Source organism: Phytopseudomonas dryadis (assembly GCF_004327355.1).
Lineage (GTDB): Bacteria > Pseudomonadota > Gammaproteobacteria > Pseudomonadales > Pseudomonadaceae > Aquipseudomonas > Aquipseudomonas dryadis.
Genome location: NZ_QJUM01000009.1, coordinates 172,476 through 184,706, shown reverse-complemented (window position 1 = coordinate 184,706; position 12,231 = coordinate 172,476). Strand labels below are relative to the sequence as shown.

The 12,231-nt window shown below is 64.9% G+C and carries 10 protein-coding genes; 6 read left to right on the top strand and 4 right to left on the bottom strand.

The window, feature by feature from the left end:
- The first annotated feature begins 367 nt into the window (after positions 1 to 367).
- The 3 genes from ccoS to hemN all read left to right on the top strand — a co-directional run bounded on the left by ccoS (position 368) and on the right by hemN (position 3,204).
- A complete protein-coding gene (gene ccoS, locus DNK34_RS10105) occupies positions 368 to 577 on the top strand; it encodes a cbb3-type cytochrome oxidase assembly protein CcoS (protein ID WP_131173704.1) in 210 nt (69 codons plus the stop codon).
- Positions 570 to 1,253: a sulfite exporter TauE/SafE family protein gene (locus tag DNK34_RS10100; protein ID WP_131173705.1), complete on the top strand. Its 684-nt coding sequence runs from the start codon at positions 570 to 572 to the stop codon at positions 1,251 to 1,253. The genes ccoS and DNK34_RS10100 overlap by 8 nt, the downstream gene beginning before the upstream one ends.
- A gap of 568 nt (positions 1,254 to 1,821) precedes the next feature.
- Positions 1,822 to 3,204 (top strand): oxygen-independent coproporphyrinogen III oxidase, encoded by a 1,383-nt coding sequence (gene hemN / locus DNK34_RS10095; RefSeq protein ID WP_131173706.1) that lies wholly within the window; start codon positions 1,822 to 1,824, stop codon positions 3,202 to 3,204.
- A gap of 8 nt (positions 3,205 to 3,212) precedes the next feature.
- Here hemN and DNK34_RS10090 read toward each other — a convergent pair whose 3' ends face one another.
- On the bottom strand, positions 3,213 to 3,665 hold the full coding sequence (locus DNK34_RS10090) for a hypothetical protein (protein WP_131173707.1): 453 nt from the start codon (positions 3,663 to 3,665) through the stop codon (positions 3,213 to 3,215).
- A 410-nt stretch (positions 3,666 to 4,075) separates the two neighbouring features.
- On the opposite strand from DNK34_RS10090, the gene fnr reads away from it, so the two are divergent.
- Positions 4,076 to 4,810, top strand: a complete 735-nt coding sequence (gene fnr, locus DNK34_RS10080; RefSeq protein ID WP_131173709.1) for a fumarate/nitrate reduction transcriptional regulator Fnr — start codon at positions 4,076 to 4,078, stop codon at positions 4,808 to 4,810.
- 79 nt (positions 4,811 to 4,889) lie between these two features.
- Positions 4,890 to 5,438 (top strand): adenine phosphoribosyltransferase, encoded by a 549-nt coding sequence (locus DNK34_RS10075; protein WP_131173710.1) that lies wholly within the window; start codon positions 4,890 to 4,892, stop codon positions 5,436 to 5,438.
- A 165-nt stretch (positions 5,439 to 5,603) separates the two neighbouring features.
- Here DNK34_RS10075 and DNK34_RS10070 read toward each other — a convergent pair whose 3' ends face one another.
- From DNK34_RS10070 to rluC, 3 genes are read right to left on the bottom strand one after another with little or no spacing between them, the layout of a single operon-like run.
- A complete protein-coding gene (locus DNK34_RS10070; protein ID WP_131173711.1) occupies positions 5,604 to 6,581 on the bottom strand; it encodes a S49 family peptidase in 978 nt (325 codons plus the stop codon).
- On the bottom strand, positions 6,571 to 7,266 hold the full coding sequence (locus DNK34_RS10065; RefSeq protein ID WP_131173712.1) for an HAD-IA family hydrolase: 696 nt from the start codon (positions 7,264 to 7,266) through the stop codon (positions 6,571 to 6,573). The genes DNK34_RS10070 and DNK34_RS10065 overlap by 11 nt, the downstream gene beginning before the upstream one ends.
- Complete coding sequence (gene rluC / locus DNK34_RS10060; protein ID WP_131173713.1) at positions 7,259 to 8,212, bottom strand: 23S rRNA pseudouridine(955/2504/2580) synthase RluC; 954 nt, start codon at positions 8,210 to 8,212, stop codon at positions 7,259 to 7,261. The genes DNK34_RS10065 and rluC overlap by 8 nt, the downstream gene beginning before the upstream one ends.
- Positions 8,213 to 8,953: 741 nt before the next feature.
- On the opposite strand from rluC, the gene rne reads away from it, so the two are divergent.
- The gene (gene rne / locus DNK34_RS10055; protein WP_131173714.1) at positions 8,954 to 12,040 is read left to right on the top strand and encodes a ribonuclease E; all 3,087 of its coding nucleotides are present in this window, start codon (positions 8,954 to 8,956) and stop codon (positions 12,038 to 12,040) included.
- Positions 12,041 to 12,231: the final 191 nt, after the last annotated feature.

The following is a 12,231-nucleotide window of genomic DNA, read 5'->3' as shown; positions in this document are numbered from 1 at the left end:
CTGGAGGCTGGAGGCTGGAGGCTGGAGGCTGGAGGCTGGAGGCTGGAGGCTGGAGGCTGGAGGCTGGAGGCTGGAGGCTGGAGGCTGGAGGCTGGAGGCTGGAGGCTGGAGGCTGGAGGCTGGACAGAGTTTTGCTCGGGCCTTGCCCCTGTCAAGCTTTTTCGTTCAGCCTCCAGCCTCTGGCGCTCTTATCGGCTTCTGCCCCGTAGCCTGGGTTGAGCGCAGCGATACCCAGGTGAAACCTCCCCGGGTGTCGCTGCGCTCGACCCGGGCTACCTAGTTTTTTCGTTCAGCCTTCAGCCTCCAGCGCTATTCTCGGCTTCTGGCTTTCCAGCGCCTTTAATCGTCTTTAATTTCCGAGATCCCTATGACCGCGTTATACATCCTGATCCCGGTCGCCCTGCTGCTGGCCGCCTTCGCCGTCTGGCTGTTCTTCTGGGCGGTGGACAGCGGCCAGTACGACGACCTCGACGGCCCGGCGCACAGCATCCTGTTCGACGATGACGACCCACGTCACCAGGCCGGCGTGCAACAGGCGCAAAAGCCCGACGACAAGCAGGACCCACCCGGTGCCTGAGCTGCTGCCACAACTGCTGTCCGCGTTGATTCTCGGCCTGCTCGGCGGTGGCCACTGCCTGGGCATGTGCGGCGGGCTGATGGGCGCCCTGACCCTGGCGATCCCGCCGGAGCAGCGCCAGCGGCGCCTGCAGCTGCTGCTGGCCTACAACGGCGGGCGCATCGGCAGCTATGCCCTGGCCGGTCTGCTGCTCGGGCTAGCCGGCTGGGCAGTGGCCAGCGGCCCCCTGGCGACCCTGCTGCGCACCCTCGCCGCCCTGTTGCTGATCGCCATGGGCCTGTACCTGGCTGGCTGGTGGAGCGGCCTGACCCGCATCGAAGCGCTGGGCCGCGGCCTGTGGCGGCATATCCAGCCCATCACCCGCCGCTGCATGCCGGTGACCAGCGCAAGCCGGGCCCTGATCCTCGGCGGCCTGTGGGGCTGGCTGCCCTGCGGGCTGGTCTACAGCACCCTGTTGTGGGCCGCCAGCCAGGGCGATGCCCTGCGCAGCGCCGCCCTGATGCTGGCCTTCGGCGTCGGCACGCTGCCGGTACTGCTGGCCACCGGCATGGCCACCGAGCGCCTGAGCAGGCTGCTGCGTCGGCGCGGCGTGCGCGTGGCCGGCGGCCTGCTGGTCATGCTGTTCGGCCTGTGGACGCTGCCCGGCCCTCACCAGCACTGGCTGATGGGGCATTAGGGCCATGCCTTTCAACGTCTTCGAAAGACGGCGATCGGGTAACAACAGCCATTAAAGCCGCAAAGAGCGCTGAAGGCTGGACGAGAAGAGCAACGCCGCATTTCGTCCAGCCTCAAGCCTCCAGCGCTCTTCTCGAGCCGCCAACATGTTGAAAGGCATGGGCATTAGGGCAGCGACAAGCTGATCAGTCCGTAGCCTGGGTCGAGCGAAGCGATACCCAGGGCCGTCCCCTCCCGGGTATCGCTGCGCTCAACCACGGGCTACGTAGGGAGGCGTTCGCGAGAGGAATTTCGTCTGCTCTCTGTTCGCCGTCGGGCACAGGCTCAGCCCGTAGCCTGGGTCGAGCACAGCGATACCCAGGGCCGCCCCCTCCCGGGTATCGCTGCGCTCAACCACGGGCTACATGGGGAGAGGTTCGCGGGAAGAATTTCGTCTGTTCTCTGTTCGCCGTCGGGCACAGGATCGGCGGTAGCGCTGCCGCTGCGACCCCATGACTCAGATCAACAAGCCGGTATCTGGCGCCCCCTAGACTTCCGGGCAATGACTGCTGAAGCGGAAACCGCCCATCATGCTCGACACCATCCAGTGGGACACCGATCTGATCCGCCGCTACGATCAGGCCGGGCCACGCTACACCTCCTATCCGACCGCCATGCAGTTCCACGGCGGCATCGGTTCCTTCGACCTGTTGCACGCCCTGCGCGACAGCCGCAAGGCCCTGCGTCCGCTGTCGCTGTACCTGCACCTGCCGTTCTGCGCCAACATCTGCTACTACTGCGCCTGCAACAAGGTCATCACCAAGGACCGTGGCCGCACCCTGCCCTACCTGCTGGAGCTGGAGCGGGAAATGGAGGTGATCGGCCACCATGTCGACAAGCGCCAGCGCATCGAACAACTGCACCTGGGCGGCGGCACCCCGACCTTTCTCAGCCATGACCAGTTGCGCCAACTGATGGCCAGGCTGCGCCAGCACTTCACCCTGCTCGACGACGACTCCGGCGACTACAGCATCGAAATCGACCCGCGCGAAGCGGACTGGTCGACCATGGGCCTGTTGCGCGAACTGGGCTTCAACCGCGTCAGCCTCGGCGTGCAGGATCTCGACCCCGACGTGCAGCGGGCGATCAATCGCCTGCAGAGCCTGGAAGAAACCCGCGCCATCGTCGAAGCCGCGCGCACCCTGCAATTCCGCTCGGTGAACATCGACCTGATCTATGGCCTGCCCCTGCAGACCGCGGAGAACTTCGCCCACACCGTCCAGCAGGTGATAGCCCTGCAGCCGGATCGCCTGTCGCTGTTCAACTATGCCCACCTGCCCGAGCGCTTCATGCCGCAGCGGCGCATCGACAGCCGGCAACTGCCCGGCGCCGCGGAAAAGCTGGCCATGCTGCAGGGCAGCATCGAACAATTGAGCGACGCGGGTTATCGCTATATCGGCATGGATCACTTCGCGCTGCCCGACGACGAACTGGCCAGCGCCCAGGAAGACGGCAGCCTGCAACGCAACTTCCAGGGCTACACCACCCATGGCCATTGCGACCTGATCGGCCTGGGCGTGTCGGCCATCAGCCAGGTAGGGGATCTGTATTGCCAGAACGCCACCGACCTGGCGCGCTACCAGGAGGTTCTGGCCAGCGGCCAGCTGGCCGTACAGCGAGGCCTGCTGTGCAATGAGGACGACCGCGTACGTCGGGCGGTGATCCAGCAACTGATCTGCCACTTCCAGCTGGACTTCGCGGACATCGAGCAGCGTTTCGCCATCGACTTTCGCAGCTACTTCAAGGCCACCTGGCCGGCACTGCAACAAATGGCCCGTGATGGCCTGATCGCACTGCGCGACGACGGCATCGAGGTCTTGCCGGCCGGACGCCTGCTGGTGCGTTCGCTGTGCATGCTGTTCGACCATTACCTCAGTGAACAGAACCAGCAGCGTTTCTCGCGGGTGATCTGAGCCGCGGCTCAGCCCATCAACAACGAGGCGACGGTCAAGCCCTGCTCCGAACCGAGGTTCTGATCGCTCATGGCCTTGACCAACTGGGCGCTGGCGCTGCTCAGGGCGCCACTGAGCGAGGCGACCTCGGTCTGCAGCGCCTGGGCCTGCATCTGCCGCGTCTCGGCATCCATCTCCTGCTGCGCCATCAACGCCTGCAGCTCGGCCATCTTCTCGGCGAGCTGTGCCTTGAGCTCGCGGATCACCTTGAGCAACTGCTTGATGGTGGCGGGCAGATCGCTGTCATCGATGTCGCCGTTCTTCTGCGCCTGTGCGGAACGGGCACGGCCCAGTTCGGACAAGGTCACCCGGATGCCTTCGGCATCGACGGCGGCCCCTCCTTCGCGCGCTGTCGACTCATTCACGCTGGCGCTGGCCACGGCGGCCGGCGCCGCACTCGGAACAACGGTATCCACACGCATGGCAGGCTCCTGGCAACGTCATGGGTATCCGAGCATATCGGCGCAAAATGCCACTACTTGAGCGCTGTTCGATAGCGGCTGGCCCCTCGCTCTTCTCTGCTGTACCCTTAGGGTCTGTTGACCTTTCAGCACGACCGCGCCGGAGCCCGTTTTGCCGCGAGGCAAGGCACGAGCCACGAAGTTTGGTGTTCCAAATGAGTGGCGAGAAACGCAGCAGTCGCGGCAAAACGGGCCCGGCCCTGCGGGTTGCGCGAAAAATCTCGCCATGCGTTGTTGGAGGACTTGGCAAGGGACAACCATTCCCTGCGTCCTCCGCCTAGCCTGGCGAGATTTTGCGCAGCAACGCGGCTTGTGCTGAAAGGTCAACAGACCCTAGGCCCCCTGTGTGTTTAATCTCAGAGATCGCACCGATGTCCGAAAGCATCAAGCTGCGTGCGCCACATCAGGCGCACTGCAAGGATTGCAGCCTCGCCAGCCTGTGCCTGCCGCTGTCACTCGACCTCAACGACATGGATTCGCTCGATGAGATCGTCAAGCGCGGCCGTCCGCTGAAAAAGGGCGAGTTCCTGTTCCGCCAGGGCGATGCCTTCAGCTCGGTGTTCGCCGTCCGCTCCGGTGCCTTGAAGACCTTCAGCCTCAGCGATGCCGGCGAAGAGCAGATCACCGGTTTCCACCTGCCCAGCGAACTGGTCGGGCTGTCCGGCATGGACACCGAGCTGTATCCGGTATCGGCCCAGGCCCTGGAAACCACCTCGGTGTGCGAGATCCCCTTCGAGCGTCTCGACGAGCTGTCGGTGAGCCTGCCACAGCTGCGTCGCCAGCTCATGCGCATCATGAGCCGCGAGATCCGCGACGATCAGCAGATGATGCTGTTGCTGTCGAAGAAGACCGCCGACGAGCGCATCGCCACCTTCCTGGTCAACCTCTCGGCCCGCTTCCGCGCCCGGGGGTTTTCCGCCAACCAGTTCCGCCTGTCGATGTCGCGCAACGAAATCGGCAACCACCTGGGCCTGGCGGTGGAAACCGTGTCGCGGGTATTCACCCGCTTCCAGCAGAACAAGCTGCTCGAAGCCGAAGGCAAGGAAGTGCATATTCTCGACCCGATCGAGCTCTGCGCCCTGGCCGGCGGCAATCTCAGCGGCTGACGACTCGCCAGCGCCTGGCGCTGGCCGGCTCCAGGCAAGCGCAGAGAGCCTGTCGCGCGGTGGCCCCAAGGATGCCCGCATGATCTTCGACGAATTCAGCATCAAGACCCTGATCCGCCCGGTCATCGACTTTCCCAAACCCGGCGTGGTGTTCCGTGACATCACCCCGCTGTTCCAGTCCCCGCGCGCCTTGCGCATGGTCATCGACAGCCTGATCCAGCGCTATGTGGAAGCCGACTTCAGTCATGTCGGCGCCATGGACGCCCGTGGCTTCCTGATCGGCTCGATCATCGCCTACGAACTGAACAAGCCGCTGATCCTGTTCCGCAAACAGGGCAAGCTGCCCGCCGACGTGCTCAGCCAGAGCTACCAGACCGAGTACGGCGAAGCCTTCCTCGAAGTGCATACCGACAGCCTGTGCGAAGGCGACCAGGTGCTGATCCTCGACGACCTGATCGCCACCGGTGGCACCCTGCTGGCCGCCGCGCAACTGGTACGGCGCATGGGCGCCAGCCTGTACGAGGCGGCCGCGATCATCGACCTGCCCGAACTCGGCGGCTCGCAAAAGCTGCAGGACCTGGGCATTGCCACCTTCACCCTGACCGCCTTCGCCCTCGACGAACGCTGAAAGGCAGCTTCGAGCCTCAAGCTACAAGCCTCAAGCAAATCCGTACGCGGATACAGGCTTTTGGCTTGCCGCCCTCCGCCGTTCAGGCGCAGGGTAGACGGCAGGCGGGCGCACGCATTTGCTCTGTCTTGCAGCTTGTGGCTTGAAGCTTGCCGCTTCCTTCGATCAGCGCAGCGTCGGTCCCTGGAACCCCATCCACATGGCCAGTTGCTCGGCCACACTGGCGCCGAGTTTCTTGGTGAAGCGATCCAGCGGGCTTTCCTGCACGGTGTAATCGACCAGCTCCTTCTGCCCGATCACTTCCCGCGCCACATAGCTGGTATTGCCCAGCCCGTCGATCAGGCCCAGTTGCAGCGCCTGCTCACCCGACCAGACCAAGCCGGAAAACAGCTCCGGATGCTCGTCGACCTTGAGGCGGTCGCCGCGGCCCTGCCGGACGCTGGCGATGAACTGCTTGTGCGTGGTATCCAGCACACCCTGCCAGAACGCCGTTTCCTCGGCCTTCGGCGGCTGGAAGGGGTCGAGGAACGCCTTGTGCTCGCCCGAGGTATAGACGCGGCGGTCGACGCCGAGCTTCTCCATCAGCCCGACGAAACCGAAACTGGCCGCCGTGACGCCGATGGAGCCGACCAGGCTGGCCTTGTCGGCATAGATCTGGTCGGCGGCGCTGGCGATGTAGTAGGCCCCGGACGCACCGAGGTCGGTGATCACCGCATACAGCTTGATATCCGGGTGCTCGCCACGCAGCCGGCGGATCTCGTCATAGATGTAGCCGGACTGCACCGGACTGCCGCCGGGGCTGTTGATGCGCAGGATCACGCCCTTGGTATTGGCGTCCTCGAAGGCGCTGCGCAGGCTGCCGACGATGTTGTCGGCGCTGGCCATCTCCTTGTCGGCGATCATCCCGCGCACCTCGATCACCGCGGTATGGGCCGAGCTGCTCGCGCCCTTCTGCAGGTTGAGCAAGGGCGAGAACAGCGCCAGGGCGCCGAACAGGTAGATGAAGGTCAGCAGCTTGAAGAAGATTCCCCAGCGCCGCGAACGCCGCTGCTCGTGAACGCTGGCCAGCAGGGTCTTCTCGAGCAGCTTCCAGCTTTTCGGGTCGCTCTCGGCCACCACCGGCGTTTTTTTCTCACCCCACATGCTCACTCACCTCGGTTCGGCGCTCGACCGGCATTCGGCTCAGCCAGGCGCCCAGTTCCATGAAATGGTTGATCGACAGTTTCGGCTCATAGGCACTCAACGCCGTCAGCGTCTGCGCACCGTAACCCACCGCCACAGAATCCATACCCGCGCGCTGCGCCATCAGCAGATCGAACGAGGAATCACCGATCATCAGTGCCTGCTCGGCAGGCACGTCACAATGCTGAAGAATTTCATGCAGCATCCGGGGATCGGGCTTGCTCGCCGTTTCATCGGCGCACCGCGTGATATCGAAATATTCCTGCCAGCCCAGCGCGTCGAGAATCCGCTGCAGGCCACGGCGGCTCTTGCCGGTGGCAACGGCCAACTGATAACCCTGCGCTCGGAACTGCGCCAGGCTCTGCTCCACCTGCGCGAAGAACGCCGAGGGCGTCTGATCCATAGCCACATAACAGTCGCTGTAGCTGGCACGGAAGCGTTCGACGTGTGCGGCTTCGACGAGTTCCGGATAAAGCGTGGTGATCGCCTCGGGCAGCGCCAGGCCGATGATGGCCTTGACCGCCTCGTCGCTGCGCCGCTCGAGGCTGCAGTGGTCGGCCGCCGCGTGCATGGCGGCGACGATGCGGCCGATGGAGTCGACCAGGGTGCCGTCCCAGTCGAAGATCAACAGCCGATAGTCACGCACTCAGGCGCTCCAGGGTACGCGCCCACATCTCGTCGACCGGCGCTTCCAGCTTGAGCGTGCCGCCTTCGGGCAGCGGCACGTTCAGCTCGTAGGCATGCAGGAACAGGCGCTTGCCGCCCAGCTCGCGGATCTCGCGACTGAAATCGTCGTCACCGTACTTGCTGTCGCCGGCGATGCAATGCCCGGCGTACTGGGCATGCACACGGATCTGATGGGTACGGCCGGTGACCGGCTTGGCCTCGACCAGGGTGGCGAACTCGCCGAAACGGCGCAGCACACGGAACACCGTCAGCGCCTCCTTGCCCTCGGGGTTGACCTCGACCATGCGCTCGCCGGAGCGCAGGTTGCTCTTGAGCAGCGGCGCATTGATCTGCTTCTTGGCGGTGGCCCAGTGGCCACGCACCAGCGCCATGTAGCGCTTGTCCACGCCGTCGCCGCGCAGCGCCTCGTGCAGGTGGCGCAGCATGCTGCGCTTCTTGGCGATCATCAGCAGGCCGGAGGTGTCGCGATCGAGGCGGTGCACCAGTTCCAGATCCTTGGCATCGGGACGCAACTGGCGAAACGCCTCGATCACCCCGTAGTTCAGGCCGCTGCCGCCGTGCACGGCGATGCCGGCCGGCTTGTTCAGCACGATCAGCGCCTTGTCCTCGTAGACGATGGCCGCTTCCAGGCGCTGCAGCAGCCCCTGGGCCAGCGGCTCGGGCTCGTCACGCTCGGCCAGGCGCAGTGGCGGAACACGCACGATGTCGCCGGGCTGCAGCTTGTATTCGGGCTTGATCCGGCCCTTGTTGACCCGCACCTCGCCTTTGCGCAGGATGCGGTAGATCAAGGTCTTGGGCACGCCCTTGAGCTGGGTTCGGAGGAAATTGTCGATGCGCTGACCCGCGAGTTCAGGCGCGACCTCGAGCAGCTGAACGCCGGAGGTTGGGGGGATGGGAGTCGTCATGGCCGCGATCATAACAATTTTTTATGGAATTGAAGCACTTAATCATTGCTGCTATAGTCGCGAATGCCGCCAAAAGCGGCCTGGTCTGCGGATGATCGCCAAACTGCCATCCCGGCCCAAGCAACCCTTTCAGGACGTAAGGCCGTCCGACGGGCTCTTCATAGAGCGATAGGCCCCTCAGGCCGCTCGAGGAACTCGGAAATAAAGCCTGCGACTAGATGCGCGACCTGCCCACTTGGACGGTTGCGGTAAATGCCAACCCGCTGCGGATTTTCGCGAGCGGCACCCGATTTTCAGCGATACGTGTAGGGTGGAGATGCACAACGGTCGGCCTGCGTAGCAAACAGCTTTATCCAAGACGCTTCATCTCGTCCGCTACCGACCATTGATTCCTCCTCCTGACTGAGAACGTGTTTACGGTCTCGCGAGCTAGAGCCATGCAAGGCGCTACGTTAGTCACAGCCTCCGGCTGGTCAGGACGGGCGAGGAAGCTCTGTAAATGAGCGTTCCGAGCCGGTTTTTTAACGCAGCAGGGCCGATGCGCAGCGGATCGTCAGCAGGTTCTGAGTGCTTTCTGTCACCAACAGCGAGCAGGAGACGTCCGTCGCGGCCCAGCACAACTGGCTGCTGCCGCTCGACAATGAAACGATTTACGCCCGTTTCTGACGCGCCTGACACCGACCCTGAGCGTCGTGTGTGCCTAACGCGGCTTCCGGCAGCACCGGAAACCGACGGTACTACATGAAAAGAATGCTGATTAACGCAACTCAACCCGAAGAGTTGCGTGTCGCACTGGTCGACGGCCAGCGCCTGTACGACCTGGACATCGAATCAGGTGCCCGCGTCCAGAAGAAATCCAACATCTACAAAGGCCGCATCACGCGCGTCGAACCCAGCCTCGAAGCCGCTTTCGTCGACTTCGGCTCCGAGCGCCACGGCTTCCTCCCCCTCAAGGAAATCTCCCGCGAATACTTCAGCAAGGCCCCCGAAGGCCGCGTCAACATCAAGGACGTGCTGCGCGAAGGCCAGGAAGTCATCGTCCAGGTCGAGAAGGAAGAGCGCGGCAACAAGGGCGCGGCCCTGACCACCTTCATCAGCCTCGCCGGCCGCTACCTGGTGCTGATGCCCAACAACCCCCGTGCCGGCGGCATCAGCCGTCGCATCGAAGGCGAAGAACGCAACGAACTGCGCGAAGCGCTGAACGGCCTCAACGCCCCGGGCGACATGGGCCTGATCGTGCGCACCGCCGGCCTGGGCCGCTCCAGCGAAGAAATGCAGTGGGACCTCGACTACCTGCTGCAACTGTGGGCCGCGATCAAGGAAGCCTCCCAGGACCGCGCCGCACCCTTCCTGATCTACCAGGAAAGCAACGTCATCATCCGCGCCATCCGCGACTACCTGCGCCAGGACATCGGCGAAGTGCTGGTCGACAGCGTCGAGGCCCAGGAAGAAGCCCTGAGCTTCATCCGCCAGGTGATGCCGCAGTACGCCAGCAAGATCAAGCTGTACGAAGACAGCGTGCCGCTGTTCAACCGTTTCCAGATCGAAAGCCAGATCGAAACCGCCTTCCAGCGTGAAGTGAAACTGCCGTCCGGCGGCTCGATCTTCATCGACCCGACCGAAGCCCTGGTGTCCATCGACATCAACTCGGCGCGCGCCACCAAAGGCAGCGACATCGAGGAAACGGCGCTGCAGACCAACCTCGAAGCGGCCGAAGAAATCGCCCGCCAGTTGCGCCTGCGCGACATCGGCGGCCTGATCGTCATCGACTTCATCGACATGACCCCGGCGAAGAACCAGCGCGCCGTGGAAGAAAAGGTTCGCGAAGCCCTGGAAGCCGACCGCGCCCGGGTACAGGTCGGCCGCATCTCGCGCTTCGGCCTGCTGGAAATGTCCCGCCAGCGCCTGCGTCCATCGCTGGGCGAAAGCAGCGGCATCGTCTGCCCGCGCTGCAACGGCCAGGGCATCATCCGCGACGTCGAGTCGCTGTCGCTGGCGATCCTGCGCCTGATCGAAGAAGAAGCGCTGAAGGATCGCACCGCCGAGGTTCGCGCCCAGGTGCCGATCCCGGTCGCCGCCTTCCTGCTCAACGAGAAGCGCAACTCGATCACCAAGATCGAACTGCGCACCCGGGCGCGCATCGTCATCCTGCCGAACGATCACCTGGAAACGCCGCACTTCGAAGTGCAGCGCATCCGTGACGACAGCCCGGAAGCCCAGAGCACCCAGACCAGCTACGAAATGGCCACGGTCGAAGTCGAGGAAGAGAAACCGGCAGCCGCCACCCGCACCCTGGTTCGCCAGGAAGCCGCGATCAAGGCCGCACCGCCGCGCAGCGCACCAGCCCCGACGCCGGAACCGGTCGCCGCGGCCGCCCCGGTTGCCGCCGCTCAGCCCGGCCTGTTCAAGGGCCTGGTGAAGTCCCTGGTCGGCCTGTTCGCCAGCGCCGAAGAACAGAAGCCGGTGGTCATCGAGAAGAAGGTGGGCGAACGCCAGCCGCGCGAAGAGCGTCGCAACGGCCGTCAGCAGAATCGCAACCGCAGCGGTCGCCGCGACGAAGAACGCAAGCCGCGCGAAGAACGCGCCCCACGCGAAGAGCGTCAGGCCCGTGCCCCGCGCGAGGAGCGTCAGCCACGCGAGAACGTGGAAGTGCGCGAGCCGCAGGAAGTGCGCCAGTCGCGTCCGCCGCGCGAAGGCCAGGAGAATCGTCGCGAGCGCAAGCCGCGCGAAGAGCGCCAGCCACGCGAACTGCGCGCCCCGCTGGACGCGCCGCAGGCCGACGCCAGCAACGAGGAACCACGCGCCGAGCGCCCGCAACGCGAACCGCGCCAGCCGCGTCCGCCGCGCGAGGAACGCCAGCCACGCGCCGAGCAGGCCCAGGCCGCTGCCGCCGAAGACGAAGTGCTGAACAACGACGAACAACTGCAGGATGACGAGCAGGACAACAGCGAAGGCGGCAACGAGCGCCCTCGCCGCCGCTCCCGTGGCCAGCGTCGCCGCAGCAACCGTCGCGAGCGTCAGCGTGATGCCGATGGCAACCTGATCGAAGGTGGCGAAGAGAACGGCGAGGAGCCGCTGTCCAACGCCAGCATCGCCGCTGCAGCCACCGTCGCCGCCGTGGTTGCCGAAACCACCGACAGCGCCGAGCCTGCCGCCGCGCAAGCCGAAGCCAGCGAAGCGACGGCTCCGCTCGAAGTTGCCGCCCCCGCGGTCGAGGCTCCACTCGAGCAGACGGCAGAGCGCCAGGAAGCCGTAGCCGAACAGGCCCCGGTGCAGACCGAAGCGCCGGCCGAGCGCCCGGCCGAACTCGGTGAAGCCGCAGCCGAGGCACCGACCGAACAGCTCGAGGCACCCGCCCCGGCCGCTCAGGCCGTCGCCGAGCCGACAGCCGCGAGCGTCGAAGAAGTCGCGGCCGAGCCGCAGGTCAACGCCGAACCGGTAGAACCGGTAGCCGAGGTAGCTCCTGTCGAAGCCGCCCCGGTCGAAGCACCGGCCGAGACCTTCCAGGTGGCGGAGCCGGAGCCTCAACCAGAGCCAGCCGAAGCCGCTGCCGAACCCGCACCCGCGGCAGTCCGGCCAAGCAATGGCCGCGCACCGAACGATCCACGCGAAGTGCGTCGTCGCCAACGCGAAGCCGAGCGCCTGGCCCGCGAAGCTGAACAGGCCGCCAAGGCCGCTCCAGCCGCAGTGGTCGAGGAAGCCGAACCCGCTGCTCCCGTCGTCGACACTCAACCGGCCAGCGAGCCAGTCGAGCAGGCCGACGTCATCGTCACGCCGGTCGACGAGAGCGCTCAGCACGATCAGGACGCGCCAAAGCCGCAAAGCTGACAGGTAACGCGCAAAAGAAAAAGGGATGCTTCGGCATCCCTTTTTTTATAGCGGCAAGCCACAAGCTTCAAGCTGCAAGCACGGCCGCTGTTGCTGCTCGCCGGGCTCTCACGCTGGAGCATGGAAGCGATCGCCAGGCTAAGGATAGCCCTCGATCCGCTTTCACTTGCAACTTGCGGCTTGTAGCTTGC